Consider the following 18,784-nt stretch of genomic DNA (forward strand, 5'->3'; position numbering starts at 1 on the left):
ATCAGTAGATGGAGATGAGGTGGACCCGCACGCGGGGGTTGCCGAGGTATTCCTCCAGCCGCCAGCGGGTCCGCATCCCGTCCTCGCGGATGCCCACGCCGCCGCCGGTGGGGGCCTCCGCGCTGGCCAGCGCCTCGCGCAGCTGGGACACCGCCCAGCGGTCGAACTTCGGATCCCCGGAGCCCTCCAGCACCTGCAGGTCGATGAGGCTGCCATCGCGCGCCTGCCGCACCTCCACGATGGCGACGAGCGCGAGCACGGGGGCCGTGACGTCCATCATGTAGACGTCCGCCGCGCGCCCGGCCTCCACCGCCGCGCGCAGCCGGTCGGACGTCTCACCGCGGACGTCGCGCGCCTGGGGCGCGAAGGGCGTGCCCGTCCGGCCGAACCGCTCGATGGCCTCCAGCTGTTCACGCTTCAGCCGGCCGAGGACCACGTCCTTGTTGGGAGGGGGCGGGTCCACCAGCCGCTCGGCGAAGCCCTGGCGCAGCTTCGCGAAGTAGGGAGGCGTGGCGCCCGAGGCCCGCGCGGACGCGGTCGCGTCCTTGGTCCAGCCATCCACCTTCTGCCGCGCCTCCTCCGCCTCGCGGGCCGCCAGGGCCTTGGGGTCCGGCTCCGAACCGGGGACGTTGCGAAGCGTCCGCCCCGTCGACGGAGGCTCCCCCGTCAGGGGCCCACCGCCCAGCAGCCCGGGAGGCTCCAGCTGGAGCGGGACGTCGCGGGCCGGAGGTGACTCGCTCTTCGTGGGTGCTTCCGCCAGGGGCTCCGGCGCCGGCTTCCCGGGGGCCTCGGCGCTGGCAGGCGCTTCGTCCCTCTTCGGCGCGTCCTTCCGCCGCGTGCTCGTGGAGGGCTTGCGCGGAGGGCGCGGCGCTTCTTCTGGCGCGGGGGGCGTGGGGCGTGCGTCCCGGGTGACGATCTCCAGCTCGACGGCCCGCGGCGCCGGAGGCGGCACGCGAGCGGACGGGCTCCGCGACAGCGCCACCAGGAGCGCCACGTGCAGGAGCCCGGACACTCCGAGCAGGAGCCAGAGCTGTTTGCGGCGGGACACGAAGCTCAGCTTGCTCCCTCCCGCCGCGCGGGAGAAGTGGCGCGGAGCGCGGGTGTTGGCTCCTCACGCTCCCCTGCCCTCTTCGTTCCCGCTAGGGCGCCGCCGGTGTCTTGAACTCCGGAATGAGTTCGCCCGTGAGCCGGATGCTCTTGAGGACCTTGTCGTGCGCCAGCGCGCCCACCTGGTGGAACGACATGAGCGCGTCAATGCCCAGCGCCTGATAGCGCTTGAGCCCCGCGCGCACCTGGTCCTGGGTCCCGACGATGAGCGAGTCCTGCGCGCTCAGCACCTCCCAGACCTGCTCATCCGGCACGTTCTCACCGGCCATGATGCGGCCCAGCAGGCGCTGCGCCTGGGACTGCGGCGCGTTCGGGTCCTTCTTGCGCAGGTACTGGCCCGTCAGGCCTCCGCCCGCCGGGTCCTTCGCCAGCACCTCCAGCTCCGCGGCCGTCTTCACGAAGGCGTCCTTCGCCTCGAAGAAGGTGAACGACCCGCTGGTGTACCAGGCGGCGGCCTTCGCGGCGCCGTTCTCCATGGCCTCGCGCTCGCTGTCCGCGCAGTGCACGAAGGTGAAGAAGGCGACCTGGTCGTTGACGAACTCGCCCACCGGCTCGCAGCGCGTGCGCAGCGCTTCACGGTAGAGGTGGATCATCTCCGCCACCTCCTCCGGAGAGGCCCAGAGCGTCACGCCCAGCGCGCCCACGCCGTTGCGCCCCGCCTGTTCGAACGACGCGGGGCTGGAGCACGCCTGCCACAGCGGCGGGTGCGGCTTGCGGTACGGCTTCGGGATGACGCTGACGTCCTTGAGCTTGAGGTCGGGCCCATCCCAGGACACCTTGTCCTGCGTCCACAGCTTGGGAATCAGCTCGAAGGCCTGCTGCATCTGCCCGCGCGTGGAGTCGGGCTCGATGTTGAAGGTGCGCCACTCCGGGAGGGTGCTGCGCGCCAGTCCCAGCTGGAAGCGGCCCCCGCTCAGGTGGTCGATGAAGGCCGCGCGCTCCGCCACCCGGATGGGATGGTTGAAGCGCGTGGGCGCCAGCACCGACGAGTGGCCCACGTGCAGGTTCTTCGTGCTCCGCGCGATGGCGGTGAGCATGATCTCCGGCGCGGAGCTGTAGCTGAACTCCACGGCGGTGTGATGCTCCACCTGCCACCAGACGCCGTAGCCCATCTCATCCGCCAGCCGCGCCTGCTCCAGCGTCTCCTGGATGATCTGATGCTCGTGGTCCGGACCGCTCCACCGCTCCTTCGGGTGCTGCATCTCCGAAAAAATATCGAGCCGCATGATGTCCCCCCTGAAATCAGCGAATGCTGACTTTACAGCAAAATGCGGTGACGGGCCGCCACGCCGTCCGGAGCGCGGTGCTCCGGACGGCATGCGTCACAGGCGGCTAGTTCGCCCAGTGGACCTTGCCCAGGCCGGCGGGGATGAGGTCGCAGACGTAGAAGATGTCGTCGTACGGGTAGTTGTCATACACGCCGCGCGCGGGGATGCAGCGGGCCTGGTTGGGATACGGCGCGTTGTAGTCCGCCGCGAGCTGCTGGCAGTAGGCGTGGTCGGTCGGGCCGCCGCACTCCTCGGTGCACTGGTCCGCGCGGATCCACTGCGGATTGTAGAGGGGGTACGAGTCCGCCTCCGTCCAACACAGGCCCGAGGAGCACTGGGTGTCCGCGAAACAGCCCTGGCCCACGGCGTTGAGCCCCTGCTCCTGCTGCGTGGGGGCGGGGGTCTGCTGCTCCGGGGCCGGGCTTGCGCCACAGGCGAGCATCGCGAACGAGAAGAAGGAAACGGCCACGGCGAAGGGCTTGCGCATCTTGGGGAACCTTTCCAAGAGAAGGGGGGAGTCCGGAGAAAACCACTTCAGCCCCATGGAGCCAAGTCACGTTCTCGCGGCAATGGAACAGCGCGCGGCGGGGGCGCGGTACGCTCGGGGTACTTCACGAAGAGGGACCCGCCCATGTGCCGGAGCATCAAGACGCTGTTCAACTTCGAGCCTCCCGCGTCGGACGCGGAGGTGCGGGCGGCGGCCCTGCAGTTCGTGCGGAAGCTGAGCGGCACCAGCGCGCCGTCGAAGGCGAACGAGGAGGCCTTCAACCGCGCCGTCGAGGACATCACCGAGGCCGCGCGCCGGCTGGTGGACTCGCTGGTGACCACGTCCCCGCCGCGCAACCGCGACATGGAGGCCATGAAGGCGAAGCTGCGCTCCGCGAAGCGCTTCGCCCCGCGCTGACGGCCGCCGCTACAAGCGGCCGAGTATCTCCGCCTTCTTCGCCTCGAACTCGTGTTCGGTGATGAGGCCGGCATCGGCCATGCGCTTCAGGTCCTCCATCGCCCGGACGGGGTCGGCCGGAGGCGCTGGCGGAGCGGTCATCGCGAAGCCGGTGATGACGACGCGCTGGGGCTGCATCGGGTCCACCATCACCTGGACCCGAAGCCCTGGCCCCCAGGTGGCCGTGCTCGAATGAGGCGGCAGCCGCTTGCTCACCCGCGCCTGATAGGGAGCACGGCCGGGGATGTGAACCTCCAGCAGCAGCTGGAGGACGGGACGCTTGTTGATGCGGATCGCGGTGTCCCGAACCTCCAGCACCGTGGCCTCCCCGGCCCTTCCGTTCTTCAACTCCGCGCGATCCAGCCCGGCGCCCAACAGCCCCAGCAGCCCCCCCTTCGGCCCGAACGCCCAGGCCAGCCCCCCCACCACGACAAGGAGGAGGACCAGGAGCGGAGGGTCGGAGGTGATGGCGTCGAACATGGGGTTCAGCCTACGGGATGTTGATGCGCGAGTGCATGGCCCGCCCGTCATACGCGGCGGCGCCGCAGCGGGCATGGGCCCAGTCGCCATTCACCGCGGAGCAGATGCGGAAGGCCTGGATGTTGGAGAGGGGCACGTTGATGCCCGGCGTGTCGCAGCGCCCCTGGTAGGTCCAGGCCAGGCTCTTGTTCACGGCGCCCACGCCAATGCACGGGCCAATCCACGCGCCCGTGTCCCGCCGCTGCACGTCGATGGAGTACTGTGCCGTCGTCTCCTCCTCGCTCCACTCCAGGTCCACGAAGGGCGTGACGCCGCCGGGCAGCTCCAGCGTCACGTCGTCGGAGATGCCGTCATAGGCCTTCTCCACGAACGGGCCCCAGACGTTGTTGTTGGAATAGAAGATGCGGAACGCGGCGATCTCCCCCTTCGTCACCACGCGGTCCCCCGCGCTGCGGCACACGCCGTCGAACACCGTCTTGTTGGCCTGCCCCAGCAGCGTCACGGACGTGCACGGCCCCACCACCGAGCCATTCTTCAACACGACGTCCAATGAGTAGCTGTACCCCGCCAGCCGGTTCCAGCGCACGCTCACCTGGTTGAGTGACGTCATCGCCCCGTCCGGCTTGAACGCCACGCGCTGCTTGTACGTGCTGCGCGACGTGAGGTTGCCCGCGCTGTCGAAGGCCCCCTGGTGGAAGACGTTGAAGTACTCCCCCCGCCGCTCGACGATGACGTTGTGGCCGTGGGACTGCACCAGCCGGCCCGCGGAGTTCTTCAACGGCAGGGACAGCCGCCGCACCGCCCGCGCCCGCGTGAGCTCCGGGACGGTGTCCGCCATCACGTAATACATGGCGTACTGGCTGTTGTACCAACCGCCGCTGAACACCATGTAGTAGCGCCCGTCACGCTTGAAGAGCTCCGGCGCCTCGTTGATGCCCTCCTCGTAGGAAGGCGTCGCGAACACCGCCGGGCCCGCGTGGTTGTAGACGGTGCCGGGCGCGGCCAGCTTGAACGACGAGATGTTGTTGCCGTTCTGGAACCACACATAGAACAGCCAGCGGTCCACGCCGTCGTTGAACGTCGCCGAGTCGATGCGGATGTTCCGGTTGCACCCCTGCGGCAGGCACGCCGTGCCAGTGGTGGTGCGCGGCCACGTCGTGTTCGCGTTGATGGGCTGGGGCGCGCCGAAGTTGAGGTTCAAATCCGGCGCCGTGGCCACGAACGTCGTCACCTCCTGGCCAGCCGGAGGACACGCCGCGCCGTTGGGCACGCGGTGGCCGGAGAAGTGGAGCTGGTAGACGCTGCCCACCTTGCTCAGGTCCGGCGCCCACAGGAAGCAGTAGTCGTAGGCCGGGTCCGCCGCGGACGGGTTGTAGTCACGCTTGAAGCGGAACGCCGTCAGGTCGTTGGACTCATACAGCGGCAGCACCACCCCGTTGCCCGTGCCGGTGAGGAAGAACAGGTCGTCGTGCTCCTTGTAGACGTCCGGATCCGCCAGCCACTGCATCAGCAGCGTGCGCGAGTTGTCCTGCGCGCGGGCGGTCCCCGACAGGGCCAGGGTGAGGAACGACAGCAGCAGCACGGCTCGGACGGGCTTCATGAGGCCTCTCCATGGAAGTCTTGAATTTCAAGCTTCCAAGGAAGACCCGGACCACGCAAGGCCGATGGGTTTTGACGGCCCGGCGACCATCCGGTATATCGCCGACTTCGATAATGAAAATCAATTTCATTGCAATCCCCATCGGCGTCGCGGTCATCGCGCTCTTCGGCTGGCGGGCCTCGCGCGCCCCGGCCCCCGCGCCCGTCCCTGAAGCCAGCGCGGCGGCGGGCCGGAGCATCCCGCACGCGCAGGGCAGCACCGTGGTGGTGGAGCACCCGAAGCAGGTCGTGGTGTTCGACCTGGCGGCGCTGGACACGCTGGACGCGCTGGGCGTGGACGTGCAGGGCGTGGCGGGTGATTACTTCCCCGGCCAGCTGGCGAAGTACGCGGACGCGAAGAAGTACCCGCGCTTCGGGACGCTCTTCGAGCCCGACTACGAAGCCCTCCACGCCGCCCGGCCCGACCTGGTCATCACCGGCGGCCGCTCCAGCGCCCGGTACTCGAAGCTGTCCGCCATGGTGCCCACCATCGACCAGGTCACGGACGACGCGCACTTCCTGGACACCGTGGTGGCCAACACCTGGCGGCTGGCCACCGTCTTCGGCAAGGAGGAGCAAGCGCGCGCCCAGGTGGAGGCGCTGCACCAGGGCATCGCGACGCTGAAGGGCACCACCGCCAGCCGGGGCAAGGGGCTCATCGTGCTGACGTCCGGCGGACGGATGAGCGCGTATGGCCCGGGCTCGCGCTTCGGCGTGCTGCACGACGCGTTCGGCATCCCGCCCGCGGCCCCGTCGCTCAAGGCGTCACTGCACGGAGAGGCCGTGGGCTCGGAGTTCATCCTGGAGACCCACCCGGACTGGCTGTTCGTCATCGACCGGGACGCGGCCATTGGCGAGGGTGGCGGCGCGCAGCGGCTCCTGGACAACGAGCTGGTGCACCAGACGGCGGCCTGGAAGCAGGGGCAGGTCGTGTACCTGGAGCCCGCGAACACCTACCTCATCGGCGGCGGCATCCAGTCCCTGCGGCGCCTGATGGAGCAGCTCTCCGATGTCTACGCGAAGCCCCGACAGCCCCCCGCTCCCTGAGGCCGCCTTCGCGCGAAGCGAGTCCGTGGCCCGGCCCGCGAAGGGAGGCCCGCTGCCGCTGCTCGTGCTGGCCGGCCTCGCGGTGCTGGGGCTCGCGGGCACGAGCCTCCTGATTGGCGTGAGCCACGTGTCGTGGGACGCGCTGCTCGCGCCGTCGGAGCACCAGCGCGCCGTGCAGGTGCTGGTCATCAGCCGCGTGCCGCGCACGCTGGCCCTGGTGCTGGCGGGCATGTCCCTGTCCGTCGCGGGCCTCATCATGCAGATGCTCGCGCGCAACCGCTTCGTGGAGCCCTTCACCGCGGGCACGGCGGAGTCCGCGAGCCTGGGCCTGCTGGCCGTCACCCTCCTCGCCCCCGGCCTCCCCATCCTCGCCCGGACGGCGGTGGCGGCGGGCTTCGCCATGGCGGGCACCGCGCTGTTCCTGCTCATCCTCCGGCGCATCCCCCTGCGCTCGGCGCTCGTGGTGCCCGTGGTGGGGCTGGTGCTGGGGGCCATCTTCGACGCGGCGACGACGTTCTTCGCCTACCGCTTCTCCCTGCTCCAGTCGCTGATGGCCTGGACCACGGGCGACTTCTCCAGCGTGCTGCGCGGCCGGTACGAACTGCTCTGGGGCGCGTTCGTGCTGACGGTCGTCGCCTACGTCGTCGCGGACCGCTTCACCGTCGCCGGCATGGGCGAGGCCTTCACCACCAACCTGGGCCTGAGCCACCCGCGCATCGTGGCGCTGGGGCTGGCCATCGTCGCCATGGTCACCGCGGTGGTGGTGGCCACCGTGGGGATGATTCCCTTCATCGGGCTGGTGGTGCCCAACGTCGTCAGCCTCATGGTGGGCGACAACGCGCGCCGCTCCATCCCGTGGGTGGCGGTGCTGGGCGCGGGCTTCGTGCTCCTGTGCGACATCGTCGGGCGGGTGGTGCGCCAGCCCTATGAGATTCCGGTGGGCACCGTGGCGGGCGTGGTGGGCAGCCTCGTCTTCCTGCACCTGCTCTTGCGGAGGAACGACCGTGTCGGCTAGCGCGCTGCGACTGGAGGGCCATGAGCGCCGGCTGCTCCTGTTGGGAGGCCTGGCCGCGTTCTGCGTGGGGGTGTTCATGACCGTGGACGCGGGCGGCAGGTGGGACTTCGTGCTGCCCTTCCGCGCGCGCAAGGCCGCCACGGTGCTGCTGGTGGGCTACGCCATCGCCGTCTCCACGGTGCTGTTCCAGACCGTGGTGGAGAACCGCGTCCTGACGCCCGCCATCATGGGCTTCGACACGCTCTACCTGCTCCTGCAGTCCGGCCTGCTCTTCTTCCTGGGCTCGCGCACCATGGCCAGCCTGGACACCCGGCTGCTCTTCACGGTGGAGGTCGCCGTGATGGTGTGCTTCTCCGCCGTGCTGCACCGCTGGCTCTTCGAGGGCGGCCGGCGCAGCGTCCACCTGCTCCTGCTCACGGGCGTGGTGCTGGGCGTGCTGTTCCGCAGCCTGTCCAGCTTCCTCCAGCGCCTCATCGCGCCGGGCGAGTTCGACTTCCTGCAGGACCGCTTCTTCGCCAGCTTCAACAACCCCGACCCGGACCTGCTCCTCGTCTCCGCGGTGATGACCGCGGGCGCGTCCGTGCTGGGCTTGCGCCTGCTTCACGCCTGCGACGTGCTGAACCTGGGCCGCGACGTGGCCATCAACCTGGGCGTGGACCACCGGCGCACGGTGTCGCGCCTGTTGGCGGTGGTGGCCGTGCTGGTGTCGGTGTCCACGGCGCTGGTGGGGCCGGTCACCTTCTTCGGGCTCCTGGTGGCGAACCTGGCGCATGGGCTGGTGCGCTCGCACCGGCACGTCCACGTGCTGCCCGCGGCGGTCTGCCTCGCGGTGATTGGCCTCCTGGGCGGTCAGCTGGTGCTGGAGCGCGTCTTCTCCTTCGGCGCCAACCTGCGCGTCATCATCGAGTTTTGGGGCGGCCTGATGTTCATCTCCCTGCTGATGCGAGGCGCGCTGCGATGATCGAAGCCCGGAACGTGTCCCGCCGCTACGGCGACACCCTGGTGGTGGACGACGTCACGCTGAAGCTGCCGGAGCGCGGCGTGACGTCCATCATCGGGCCCAACGGCGCCGGCAAGTCCACCCTGCTGTCCATGGTGAGCCGGCTGCTGCCCCTGTCCTCCGGCACGGTGCTGGTGGACGGCATGGACGTGGCCCGCACACCCGGCGACGCGCTGGCGCGCAGGCTGGCCATCCTGCGGCAGGACAACGCCGTCACGTCGCGGCTCACCGTGCGCGACCTGGTGACGTTCGGCCGCTACCCGCACTCGAAGGGCCGCCCCACGGTGGAGGACCGCGCCTTCGTGGAGGGCGCGCTCCACCACCTGGGCCTGGAGCCCATCGCCCACCGCTTCCTGGACGAGCTGTCCGGTGGCCAGCGCCAGCGCGCCTTCGTGGCCATGGTGCTGTGCCAGGACACGCACTACGTGCTCCTGGACGAACCCCTCAACAGCCTGGACATGAAGCACGCCGTGGCCATGATGAAGGAACTGCGGCGCGCGGCGGACACGCTGGGCAGGTGCGTGGTGCTGGTGCTGCACGACCTCAACTACGCCTCCTGCTACTCCGACCACGTCATCGCCATGCGCGGCGGGAGGGTCGCCTTCCAGGGGACGCCGGATGAGCTGATGCGCCCCGACGTGCTGCGCGACATCTATGGCATGGACATCGGCATCCACCTGGTTGAAGGCAAGCGCATCGCCGTCCACTACCGCTGAGCCCGGGATGTGACACACGTGTCATGACTGGCGTTGACCGCCGGTGCGTCCCGGGAATGTTTCCCTCTGTGAAGTCGTGGCATCCGGCTTGCTGAAGGCCCGGGCACCATGACCCACCACCCCGAATCCGCTCCGAACCTCCGCCTGCGTCACTGGGCCTCCCGGCTGGCCCTCCTGGTCGCGGGCGTCAGCGCCATCGCCACGTCGCAGGCCACGTCCGAGGACCTGACCTCCGAGCCCTACACGGGCCGGGCGGTCCAGCTCACCCCCGATGCGCCCAGGGCCAAGGTGCCGTTCGTGGTGGCGGCTACGGCCACGAAGTCGCCCGACAAGCTCGTCGAGGCGGAGGTGACGGTGCTGGTGTCGGCCACGTGGACGCCCACGAACCCCGAGCAGGCCGCCAGACCCTGGGTCCGCGCCACGCTGTCCGAGGGCGACTCGGAGTTCACCGGTCCGGAAGCGAGCGGCGTGCTGGTGGCGGGGCAGCCGGTGACGTTCCAGGTCCACAACTACCTCGGCCGTGACTGCACGCTGGGAACGCGCTGCGAGTGGGCCCCGAAGCTGAACCTCGAGCTGCAGCCCGGCGCCGCGCCCGGCACGGTGGAGGTGGTGTGGACGGCGACGGCCTCCGCGCACGTGGTGGATACCTCCAGCACGCCCAAGGGCTTCGCCGTCATCGTCTCGGAGCCGTGAGCCGGGCAGCCCGAGTTTGATCTGCCTCCGCGGAGGGTGAAAGCCTGCGCCCTCCTCCTTGACGAAAGGCAGACACGGGTGCGTGAGAAGAGCCTGGAGTACATGCTGGATTGGATTGCCGTGCAGGAGCTGGTGGCCGAGTACGGGCAGGCCATCGACCACGGCAAGGACACGGGCGACTGGACCCGGTGGGAGCGGGTCTTCGCCCCCGAGGTGACGTCGGACTACTCCCGCTTCATGGGGGTGCCGCCGTCCACCGCGCCGCGCGCCGTGCTGGCGCAGTTCGGCAACAAGGCGCTGGAGTGCTTCACCCGCGTGCAGCACTCCACGGCCAACACCGTGCGCACGGAGTTCACCAGCCCCACGCACGCCACGGTGCACGCCTACGCGGAGGTGTCCCATTTCTTCAACATGGACGGCTACCCCCAGGAGTGGACCCTGGTGGGGCGCTACACCCACGAAGTCGTGAAGACGGCCGCGGAGGGGTGGCGCATCCAGAAGGTCACGCTGGATCCCATCCACCACCGGGGCAACCTGCTGGGCCTGGAGTTCGCCCGGGGCAAGCGGCTCGGCACGCCCTGACCCAGGTCACCGCGCGCGTTTCTTCCGGGACCGGGCGGGGGGCTTCGCGAGCGCCTCCGCCTGCGCCCTGATGGTCTCCGCCAGGAAGTCCACCACCGCGCGCACCCGCGCGTTGTGGGCCAGGTCCTCGTGGAACACCAGCCACACGGTCCGCTCCAGCTCCGGCAGCGCGTCACGCAGCGGGACGAGCTCCGGGTGCAGGTGGCCGAAGAACGCCGGCAGCAGCGCCACGCCCAGGCCCTCGCGCGCGGCCTGGAGCAGCCCCAGGATGGACGTCAGCCGCAGCGCCACGGTGGCCCTCGCCGCGTGCACGTCCAGCCACTTCGACTCCGGCCAGCGCCGCGAGTCCTGCGCGTAGCCCACCACCGCGTGCCCCTGCAGCCCCGTGTCGAAGCGCACCGGCCCCCGGCGGGCCAGGTACGCCTTGGACGCGAAGGGCACGACACCAATGGCAGCCACCTTCCGGGCCCGCAGCGACGCCTCCTGCGGGCGCACGAGCCGGATGGCCACGTCGGCCTCGCGCCGCGCGAGCGACAGGGCTTCGTAACCGGAGAGCAGCTGCAACTCGATTTCCGGATGGCGCTCCTGGAACGCGGCCAGCCGGGGCAGCACGTTGTGGACCAGGAAGGAGTCCGTCGCGGTGACCGTCACCGGGCCGGAGGGGCGCAGGTCCTCGCCGCTGGCGAGCCGCTCCACCCGCAGCGCCTCCGTCTCCACCGCCTCCGCGGCCGGCCGGATGCGCAGCGCCACCGCCGTGGGCTTCAGGCCCGTGGGTGTCCGGTCGAAGAGGCGCGCCCCCAGCTCCTTCTCCAGCACGGCCAGGCGCCGGCCCACCGTGGTCTGGTCCACCTTCAACCGCCGCGCCGCCGCGGAGAGGTTGCCCTCCCTCGCGATGGCCAGGAAGTGCCGCAGGTCACTCCATTCGGGCATGGTCTGCATTCTCGCAGAGGCGGTCTGCGGAAACGGGCATTTTCGCAGACCCTGCTCGACGCCATCCTCCCGGGCGTTTCCTTCCAACCCCAGGAGCCGTTCCCGTGAAGACCCTGCCCAAGCTCGTCGCCGCCGTCGCCGTCGTCTCCGCGTTCACCTTCGCCGCCGCCAGGGGCAAGGAGGCCGCGGCCTTCCAGCAGACCGCCTATGACAAGCTCGGCTGGACGGAGATGATGCCCGGAGGCCCGTCCGTGCACGTCCTCTGGGGTGACATGAAGAAGGGGCCGTACGCCCTGCTGATGAAGTTCCCCGCCGGGTTCGACTCCGGGCCGCACACCCACTCCGCCGGCTACCACGGCGTGCTGGTGAAGGGCCGCATGACGAACACCAGCGAGGGCGCCGTCGCGGCGGGCGCCGTGGAGGCGGGCAGCACGTGGGACCAGCCCGGCAAGGTGGTGCACCGCAACCAGTGCTCGCCGGACGCCGAGTGCGTGCTGCTCATCGCCCAGGACAAGCCCTTCGACTTCGCGCCCGCCAAGGCGAAGTGACGCGCTTCAGCGCGAGTCGCGGCGCTTCTGCTGCCGGGCGAACTCCGCCCGCAGCGCCCCGCCAATGCGCTTGCCCGTCACCTGGGTGGGCTTGCGGATCTTCTGGAAGTTCTTCGTCTCTTGGATGAAGCCACCGCGGTGCTTCTTCGAGGTGGTCTCCTTCTGAGGCTGGAACATCGGCGGGGCTCCTGTCCGGGTGGCTGTCCCCGGAAGATGCATCACGCCCCGGAGGCTTGCCATCCCTCCAGGACGGAGCACGGGCGGGCAGGCTTGGATCCGGAGTGACGCGTTTTTGCAATCCAGGCCGGGGCTCCTGGCGTATGGGTCCGGGAACCAGGCAAGGGAGCAGACACCCATGACGAAGCGCGCGAGTGGTCCTTTCGACGTCAAGCTCACCCCCATGGCGCCAGAGGCCGGTGCGGTGGAGGCGGCCCCGGGCCGGATGATGCTCGACAAGCGCTTTCACGGTGCGTTGGACGCCACGAGCCAGGGGCAGATGCTCGCGGTGCGGACGCCGGTGGAGGGGTCCGCGGGGTACGTGGCCATGGAGCGCGTCAGCGGCACGCTGGACGGGCGGAGCGGCACCTTCGCGCTCCAGCACTTCGGCGTGATGACGCGCGGTGCGCCCCACCTGGTCATCTCCGTGGTGCCGGACTCCGGAACCGGCGAGCTGACGGGGCTCGCCGGTTCGATGACCATCGACATCGCGCCGGGCGGGAAGCACTCCTACGACTTCCAGTACACCCTGCCCTGATTCAGGGAGCGCAGTAGCGGACCGCCTGGAGCGTGTGGGACAGGGGGCTCTTGGTGGACGTCATCACCAGCGCCCCCATCCAACGCTCCGGAAGCTCCTGCAACTGGACCCACTGCGCGTACCGGTGCAGGGGCAGGTACTCGGGTCCAGGGGTCAGGTCCGCCGGGACGCCCTCCTTCCCCAGGGCCCAGAACCGGCCGCGCCACGAGAAGAGGGGATCGCTCTCTTGCGAGTTCCTGGAGACGGAGAGCCACGCGGCCTCAAGGCCACGAGACGTCACCGCGGTCCCGGCCCAGGAGGCTTCCATGGGGGTCGTCGTGGCCAGGGTGCGATTGCTCACCTCGCCAAAGAGGTTCCCCAGGACCGTCAGCACGCGCTGACCGGCCTGGATGCCACGCAGCACGATGGCTGGAGACGCCAGGGCGTCGCCCGCCGCCGCGCCCAGGTCCACGAGCCGGGTCTCCGGATTCGCCTCGGAGGGGAACGTCCGCTCATCGCCCACGGGTTGCAGGCCGGCGTCGAAGCGCTGGAGCCGCAGCAGTCCCTCGACCGCGCCGTCCTTGATCTCCTGGGCCAGGACCACGAAGCCACCGTCACGCAGCCCCATCACGTCCACGCCGTAGAGCACCGTGTCCTTGGCGATTGCCTGCATCAGGACCCGAGGAGCCACCACGGACTGGCCGTTCAGCTCCGTGAGCGCGCCCCGCACCTCACGGCCCCCGGAGACGAACGAGGAGCTGTTCCTCCAGGCCGAGAAGATCCGGGTTCCATCCGCCGACACGGCCGCCGCGGTGGCCCTGTCGCCCACGGTCTGGTCGAAGAGAAGCGCCCCCCCCTCGGGCTCGCCCTCGCGGGGCACCCGGTGTCCCTGCTCATCCAGCAGGATGAGGTGGCCCCGGGTGTGGTCGCCATTGGGTCCCGCGGATGAGTAGTACAGCGCCGGCCCCTGGGACGTGCGCAGCAGCCGGGTGCTCACCGTGTCCAGCGCGAGGACGTCATCCTGGACCTCCACCGGAATCTCCGTGGTGCCCAGCGGCGTCATCGCGGTGTCCATCTGGATGACACGGGCCACCACCTCCCGGTCGAAGACCACCGCCAGGACACCCTCCGTCACCCGGAGGCTGCTGATCCGGCCTGCGTGCGGAGGCCATCCCAGCGACGCGACCTGTGACCAGGACGGCGGCGGATCCGTCACGCCGTCGCAATCATTGTCCAGACCATCGCAGCGCGTCTCCGAGGCCTCGTAGTCCGCGCCATACGAGAGCGCGGTGCACACCGGCTCGTAGGCCCCATCCACCAGGGCGCGCCGGGCTCCAGAACAGACGCCTTGCGTCTTCTCACAGGGCAGCGGCTCCCCCAGGGAGCCCGCGTCGGTGCCGGCATCCACCTCCACCTGCGTGCCGCCGTCATCGCCTTGCGCGCCACCAGCATCCGGAGTCCCCGAGTCCACGCTCCCGGAGTCCGGGAGCGGATCCACAGGCGGATCCGAATCCTCGCATCCCCCCAGCACCCCACTTCCCACCGCCAGCACCACCGCCCAACGCCTTGCGCTTCGCATCCGCACTCCCATCATCCCCTCTTTGGCGGACCTGCAATGGGATCCGCCCCCGGATGAATCCTAATCCATATCAACGCCGCGCAGGTCAAGCGCCAGCCTTCACCCGGACCCATGACAGGGCTTGAAGACCCGCGAGCCACGCTCCCATGACCAAACCATGACGAAAGTGGTTCATCCGGACCCACCGTGTCGCGGTCTCCACGGTCGCGGGCACGTCGGGTGATTGCATCAGCCGGATCATTGTCGGGATGAAGTACGAAAAGGTCAGCAGCCGATCCACGAGCGCCATGAGCGCGGCCGCGAGCCACCATGTCCGCAGCGGCCCCGTGGCCCGCGTGGCGAAGTACAGGCTGGCCAGCGTGAGCAGCGTCAACGGCCCGGTGCTGACGAATCCCCAGAAGCGCCGCCCCACGTCGTCCTGCCGCGCGGCCTCCGCGGACCAGTGCGCGCCCGTGACGTCCAGCCACCGGGGGAATGAGACGCGGTGTTCATAGAGCCCGGCGCCGAACGAGACGCCCAGGTTGAGCACGAAGAGCCACAACAGGGTTTCCTTCAGGTTCATCATGGCGCCAGCATGCGTCCCGGGCCCGCGAACTTCTTTCGCGCCCTTGTGCTGTTTTTCGCAATCCTGCGGTGTTCTCCATGAGCCCCCGGCACGCCCTCCTCGCCCAGATTGGCACCGACATCGTCCGCTTCCAGGAGGCCTCCGTGGAGTTCGACTCCGCCGTGGGGCAGGTGCTCGCGCTCGGCCGCGCGGAGCTGACGTGTCTGGCTCAGCTGCACTTCGGAGGCCCCACGCCCCTGAGCGCCGTCGCGAAAGACGCCGACGTGGAGCGGCTGGAGCTCGCGGGCTACGTCCAGCGCGAGGGCTCGGGAAGCAGCAGGAGGCTCGCGCTCACCGCGCACGCACGCGAATGGATTGAGACGCTCTGGGGTCCCGTCCAGGCGGATGGCCTCCAGCTGATGTCACCCCTGACGGACGCGGAGCTGAAGGTCATTGCCCGCTTCCTGGGCGAGGCACGCAAGTCCCAGGACCGCCACGCCGCCCGCGTGGCGAAGCTGCTCCAGGAGCCCGGAGGCACCCGGGCGGCACGCCGGCGTGGGGGCCTCTCCGCCGCCGCGCTCCACCGCGTGCGGCTCTTCGTCGAAGCGCACCTCGCGCGGAAGATAAACGTGGGCGAGCTGGCCCGGCGCGCGGGCCTGAGCGTGTTCTACTTCACCCGCGCCTTCCGCCAGTCCATGAGCATGACCCCACATGCCTACGTGCAGCAGCGGAGGGTGGAGCGGGCGCGGGAGCTGTTGAGCCACACGACCCGCTCCCTCGGAGACATCGCGCTCGAAGTCGGCTTCAGCTCCCAGAGTCACTTCACCACGGTGTTCCGCCGGGTGACGGGGCTCACGCCCGCGGTGCTCCGGCGCGCAAGCCTTCGCACCCACGACTGAATCAAGGCCCGAGGCCACCCTCCAGCCCGGAGAGGGCCGCCGTGCTGTTTCAGGGGGATGGGAGGGAAGATCCGGCCCGGAGCGCGTAGAAGCGGCATGGCCCGTCCCAAGAGTCCCTTCGTCTGGATCCTCCTCGCGGCCGGAGGCGCCTGCGCGCTCTGCTGCACCGGCGCCCTGGGGCTCATGGCCCTGGGGCTCTTCGCCGGAGACGACAGCGCCACGCCGGGGGCTCCGGGCGCGGTGCCCCGGGGACGCGGCGACCCCGGTGAGCCCGGCGGCTTCGCCTTCGACGCGCCCCAGGGCTGGAAGACCCAGGCGGACGGGCGCTTCATCCTGGAGTGGGACGAGCGGGGCGACACCCTGGGCGTCGAGGCGCTCCGGCTGCCGGCCGTGCCCGGGCTCGACGACGCCGAGGGCAAGCTCGCGCGGATGTGGCAGGAGCGCGTGGGCGCGGACTGGAACGACGTGAAGCCGAACCCGCTGGTGATGCGGCGCTTCATGGCCAACGGGGCCCGCGCCTTCTTCACCGCGGCGGTGGTGCGCGCGAAGAACAACGACCGGACCTTCCGCGTGAGCCTCTACCTGGTGGAGGCGCAAGACCGCCTGGAGCCGCTGGTGTTCATCCAGAGCTTCATGACGCCCGGAGGCCTGGGCGAGGCCATGTCGGCTTCGTTCTCCTGGAACACGTCCTACGCCCGCGTGGAGGAAGCGCTGAAGGGCGTGCGCGGGAGCCCCGTGGGGCTGCCGCTGGTGGACGACCCGGAGGTGGTGGGCCACTTCATCTACGGCAGCAGCACCAGCGCCCAGTGGGTCAACACCCTTACCGGGAGCACCACCATGACGGCGGTCTCCTACAGCGCCGAGTACACCTTCAGCCCCGGCCACGCCTTCCAATACAAGTACGCGGGTGCGTCCGGCCAGGTGGGCGCGATGCGGTTCGGCTCCGAGGACGACCAGGGCACCTGGAGCGTGAAGCACGACGTGCTGACGGTCGCCGGAGCGAAGCGCACACGCCGGTTCCTGCTCATCGGGGCCGCGCGCACGCCAGAGGGAAAGCGCACGCTCTACCTCATGCCGGAGCACCCGGGCTGGTCCCTGTCCCCGGGCGCCATCGGGCAGAACGGCGAGCTGTACGTGGCGGCGGATTGAAGAACACGCCCGCTGCCCGGTGACACCGCCGGGCATCACCGGTGTTCCATCCGCCGGCTGGAAGAAGCACCGGCCCTTCCCTCACAGGAGATGGAACATGGCTGTCCTGCACCGAGGACTGCGGGTGGGTATGGCATTGCTCGCGAGCGTCATGGCCCCCGCCTGCGGGCCGGAGCTCCCGTTTGGCAGCGAGCTGGAGCTGGGTGAGCTGGAGGCCCAGGACCTGGCGGTGGAGACGGCGCTGCCGCCCCTCGACCGCGAGGCCCTGAGACAGGCCATCGCGGGGCTGCCCAACGCGGAGGTCACCGGCGCGCTGGTCCGGGTGAGCGGCGCGGACGGACGCTGGCTGGGCACGTCCGGCGTGGCGGACCTCCGCACCGGCGCTCCGGTGCACGCGGACGCGCACTTCCGGATTGGCAGCATGACGAAGACGTTCACGGCCACCGTCGTGCTCCAGCTCGCCGCCGAGGGGCGCGTGGACCTGGACCGGCCCGTCCAGCACTACCTGCCGCGCCTCTTGCCCGCGGGCGTCTACGCGCCCATCACCGTGCGCCAGCTGCTCAATCACACCCACGGGCTGCCTGGCGTGCCGGTGCCGCAGAAGGACCCGGACTGGTTCTTCGAGAACCGCTTCCGGCGCTTCAGCCCGCGAGAGCTCGTCGCGCTGTCACTTCCTCCGGGTCCTCGCTTCGCTCCCGGCACGAAGCAGGAGTACGGCAACATCGGCTACATCGTCGCGGGGCTGCTCATCGAACAGGTGACGGGCCGGCCCTACGGGGACGCCGTGCGCGAGCGCATCCTGCGGCCGCTGCACCTGCGCGACACCTTCGTGCCCGGCAACGACGTGACGATTCCCGGACGCCACGCCCGGGGCTACGAGGAGCTCACGCCCGAGGACGGACAGTGCCCGGCCGGCGCCTTCGCGTACGGCGCGCGCTGCATGGTGGACGTCACCGAGGCCAGCCAGTCCGTGCCCTGGGCCGCCGGGAACATGATCTCCACCGCCGAGGATGTGGACCGCTTCCTCGTCGCGCTCTTCCAGGGGCGGCTCCTGCCGCGCAAGCAGCTGGAGGAGATGTTCACCGTCCCGGACCTGCCCGGCGCCACCTACAGCGCGGGCCTCAACCGGTACAAGCTGGGCGGCGTCACGTTCTGGGGCAAGAGCGGAGACCGGCACGGCTACAACAACGGGATGGGCGCCACGCGGGACCTGCGCCGGCGCCTCGTCTATTCGGTCAACACGCTCCACATGGGGGGCGCCCAGCCGGACATCGCCGCGCGGATCATCGCGGCGGCGCTGATGGCGCCCGCCCGGCCCTGAGCGGGGAGCTACTTCTTCGCGGCGGGCTTCGCCTTCGCCTGCTCCGCCTGCTTCTTGAGCGCGAGCAGCGTCCCACGGGCCCGCTGCGTGGACTTGCGGCGCAGGCCGGGGTCGTACTCGATGGCCTTGCTCAGGTCCTTGAGGCCTTCCGGCACCTTGCCGCGGCGCAGGTGGATTTCACCGCGGCCCACCAGCGCGTCCACGTTGGAGCTGTTGAAGCGCAGCGCCTGGTCGTACGCGTCGAAGGCGTCATCCACGCGGTCCACGGTCATGTACGCGGCGCCCAGCTGCGCGCGGAACACCGTGTCGTGCGGCGAGGCGGCCACCAGGCCTTCGAAAATCTGGAGCGCGACCTTCGTGCGGCCGGCCTGGAGCATCTGGTGGCCCGTGGCGGCGTACTTGTAGAGCCGGTCGTTCGACATCCCGAGGAACTGGCCCAGCGTGACCTCTCCCCGGATGAGCTCCTCCGTCAGCGGCGGTGCATCCTTCGGCGTGTCCTTGGGGGACTCGGCCTTGTTGCTCACGGCCTTGCTGCTCACGGGCACCTCAAGCCAGGGGGCCCGGTGCAAGCGCCCCCCGAATCCAGCGGGTT

At 70.1% G+C, this 18,784-nt stretch carries 22 protein-coding genes; 12 read left to right on the forward strand and 10 right to left on the reverse strand.

Translation table 11 applies throughout. From position 1 onward, the window contains the following. Window position 1 precedes the first annotated feature (1 nt). From D7X96_RS03090 to D7X96_RS03100, 3 genes are all read right to left on the reverse strand, one after another. Window positions 2-1,048, reverse strand: coding sequence for a ferrichrome ABC transporter substrate-binding protein (locus D7X96_RS03090; protein WP_167510790.1), 1,047 nt, complete (start codon window positions 1,046-1,048; stop codon window positions 2-4). A 91-nt stretch (window positions 1,049-1,139) separates the two neighbouring features. Further along, window positions 1,140-2,333: an LLM class flavin-dependent oxidoreductase gene (locus D7X96_RS03095; protein WP_121721820.1), complete on the reverse strand. Its 1,194-nt coding sequence runs from the start codon at window positions 2,331-2,333 to the stop codon at window positions 1,140-1,142. Between the two features lie 106 nt (window positions 2,334-2,439). Beyond that, window positions 2,440-2,862 carry a hypothetical protein gene (locus D7X96_RS03100; protein ID WP_120546879.1) on the reverse strand — a complete coding sequence of 141 codons (423 nt, stop codon included), beginning with the start codon at window positions 2,860-2,862 and terminating at the stop codon, window positions 2,440-2,442. Window positions 2,863-3,006: 144 nt separating this feature from the next. Here D7X96_RS03100 and D7X96_RS03105 point away from each other — a divergent pair, with 144 nt between their 5' ends. Continuing rightward, window positions 3,007-3,279, forward strand: a complete 273-nt coding sequence (locus D7X96_RS03105) for a DUF2277 domain-containing protein (protein WP_120546878.1) — start codon at window positions 3,007-3,009, stop codon at window positions 3,277-3,279. A gap of 9 nt (window positions 3,280-3,288) precedes the next feature. Here D7X96_RS03105 and D7X96_RS03110 read toward each other — a convergent pair whose 3' ends face one another. Then, complete coding sequence (locus tag D7X96_RS03110) at window positions 3,289-3,798, reverse strand: SHOCT domain-containing protein (RefSeq protein ID WP_208647259.1); 510 nt, start codon at window positions 3,796-3,798, stop codon at window positions 3,289-3,291. A gap of 10 nt (window positions 3,799-3,808) precedes the next feature. Further along, window positions 3,809-5,398, reverse strand: a complete 1,590-nt coding sequence (locus D7X96_RS03115; RefSeq protein ID WP_121768939.1) for a family 43 glycosylhydrolase — start codon at window positions 5,396-5,398, stop codon at window positions 3,809-3,811. A gap of 113 nt (window positions 5,399-5,511) precedes the next feature. On the opposite strand from D7X96_RS03115, the gene D7X96_RS03120 reads away from it, so the two are divergent. The 6 genes from D7X96_RS03120 (at window position 5,512) to D7X96_RS03145 (ending at window position 10,489) form a co-directional block, all read left to right on the forward strand. Beyond that, window positions 5,512-6,483 (forward strand): siderophore ABC transporter substrate-binding protein, encoded by a 972-nt coding sequence (locus D7X96_RS03120; RefSeq protein WP_120546876.1) that lies wholly within the window; start codon window positions 5,512-5,514, stop codon window positions 6,481-6,483. After that, a complete protein-coding gene (locus tag D7X96_RS03125; RefSeq protein ID WP_121768940.1) occupies window positions 6,446-7,498 on the forward strand; it encodes an ABC transporter permease in 1,053 nt (350 codons plus the stop codon). The genes D7X96_RS03120 and D7X96_RS03125 overlap by 38 nt, the downstream gene beginning before the upstream one ends. Then, window positions 7,488-8,459 (forward strand): iron chelate uptake ABC transporter family permease subunit, encoded by a 972-nt coding sequence (locus D7X96_RS03130; protein ID WP_121721822.1) that lies wholly within the window; start codon window positions 7,488-7,490, stop codon window positions 8,457-8,459. Before D7X96_RS03125 ends, D7X96_RS03130 begins: the two co-directional genes overlap by 11 nt. Continuing rightward, a complete protein-coding gene (locus tag D7X96_RS03135; protein ID WP_120546873.1) occupies window positions 8,456-9,214 on the forward strand; it encodes an iron ABC transporter ATP-binding protein in 759 nt (252 codons plus the stop codon). The genes D7X96_RS03130 and D7X96_RS03135 overlap by 4 nt, the downstream gene beginning before the upstream one ends. Window positions 9,215-9,322: 108 nt before the next feature. Then, window positions 9,323-9,907, forward strand: a complete 585-nt coding sequence (locus tag D7X96_RS03140) for a hypothetical protein (RefSeq protein ID WP_120546872.1) — start codon at window positions 9,323-9,325, stop codon at window positions 9,905-9,907. A gap of 78 nt (window positions 9,908-9,985) precedes the next feature. Next, window positions 9,986-10,489, forward strand: a complete 504-nt coding sequence (locus tag D7X96_RS03145) for a nuclear transport factor 2 family protein (protein WP_120546871.1) — start codon at window positions 9,986-9,988, stop codon at window positions 10,487-10,489. Between the two features lie 6 nt (window positions 10,490-10,495). Here D7X96_RS03145 and D7X96_RS03150 read toward each other — a convergent pair whose 3' ends face one another. Beyond that, window positions 10,496-11,419, reverse strand: coding sequence for a LysR family transcriptional regulator (locus D7X96_RS03150; protein ID WP_158616150.1), 924 nt, complete (start codon window positions 11,417-11,419; stop codon window positions 10,496-10,498). 104 nt (window positions 11,420-11,523) lie between these two features. On the opposite strand from D7X96_RS03150, the gene D7X96_RS03155 reads away from it, so the two are divergent. After that, window positions 11,524-11,967, forward strand: a complete 444-nt coding sequence (locus tag D7X96_RS03155; RefSeq protein ID WP_120546869.1) for a DUF4437 domain-containing protein — start codon at window positions 11,524-11,526, stop codon at window positions 11,965-11,967. A gap of 6 nt (window positions 11,968-11,973) precedes the next feature. On the opposite strand, the gene D7X96_RS39835 is transcribed toward D7X96_RS03155, so the two are convergent. Further along, window positions 11,974-12,144, reverse strand: a complete 171-nt coding sequence (locus D7X96_RS39835) for a hypothetical protein (protein WP_158616149.1) — start codon at window positions 12,142-12,144, stop codon at window positions 11,974-11,976. A 178-nt stretch (window positions 12,145-12,322) separates the two neighbouring features. Between D7X96_RS39835 and D7X96_RS03160 the strand changes: the two genes are divergently transcribed. Next, window positions 12,323-12,721, forward strand: a complete 399-nt coding sequence (locus D7X96_RS03160) for a DUF3224 domain-containing protein (protein WP_120546868.1) — start codon at window positions 12,323-12,325, stop codon at window positions 12,719-12,721. 1 nt (window position 12,722) lies between these two features. Here D7X96_RS03160 and D7X96_RS03165 read toward each other — a convergent pair whose 3' ends face one another. Together D7X96_RS03165 and D7X96_RS03170 are read right to left on the reverse strand one after the other, a co-directional pair. Then, a complete protein-coding gene (locus D7X96_RS03165; protein ID WP_147468211.1) occupies window positions 12,723-14,279 on the reverse strand; it encodes a putative metal-binding motif-containing protein in 1,557 nt (518 codons plus the stop codon). 85 nt (window positions 14,280-14,364) lie between these two features. Further along, window positions 14,365-14,844 (reverse strand): DUF1772 domain-containing protein, encoded by a 480-nt coding sequence (locus D7X96_RS03170; protein WP_121768942.1) that lies wholly within the window; start codon window positions 14,842-14,844, stop codon window positions 14,365-14,367. 77 nt (window positions 14,845-14,921) lie between these two features. On the opposite strand from D7X96_RS03170, the gene D7X96_RS03175 reads away from it, so the two are divergent. The 3 genes from D7X96_RS03175 to D7X96_RS03185 all read left to right on the forward strand — a co-directional run bounded on the left by D7X96_RS03175 (window position 14,922) and on the right by D7X96_RS03185 (window position 18,192). Further along, on the forward strand, window positions 14,922-15,722 hold the full coding sequence (locus tag D7X96_RS03175; RefSeq protein WP_121768980.1) for a helix-turn-helix domain-containing protein: 801 nt from the start codon (window positions 14,922-14,924) through the stop codon (window positions 15,720-15,722). 96 nt (window positions 15,723-15,818) lie between these two features. Then, window positions 15,819-16,871 (forward strand): hypothetical protein, encoded by a 1,053-nt coding sequence (locus D7X96_RS03180; protein WP_121768943.1) that lies wholly within the window; start codon window positions 15,819-15,821, stop codon window positions 16,869-16,871. 97 nt (window positions 16,872-16,968) lie between these two features. Continuing rightward, the gene (locus tag D7X96_RS03185) at window positions 16,969-18,192 is read left to right on the forward strand and encodes a serine hydrolase domain-containing protein (protein ID WP_121768944.1); all 1,224 of its coding nucleotides are present in this window, start codon (window positions 16,969-16,971) and stop codon (window positions 18,190-18,192) included. Between the two features lie 8 nt (window positions 18,193-18,200). Here D7X96_RS03185 and D7X96_RS03190 read toward each other — a convergent pair whose 3' ends face one another. Next, window positions 18,201-18,731 carry a tetratricopeptide repeat protein gene (locus D7X96_RS03190; RefSeq protein ID WP_233609411.1) on the reverse strand — a complete coding sequence of 177 codons (531 nt, stop codon included), beginning with the start codon at window positions 18,729-18,731 and terminating at the stop codon, window positions 18,201-18,203. Window positions 18,732-18,784: the final 53 nt, after the last annotated feature.

Origin of the sequence: Corallococcus interemptor, assembly GCF_003668875.1 — a bacterium.
Classification (GTDB): domain Bacteria; phylum Myxococcota; class Myxococcia; order Myxococcales; family Myxococcaceae; genus Corallococcus; species Corallococcus interemptor.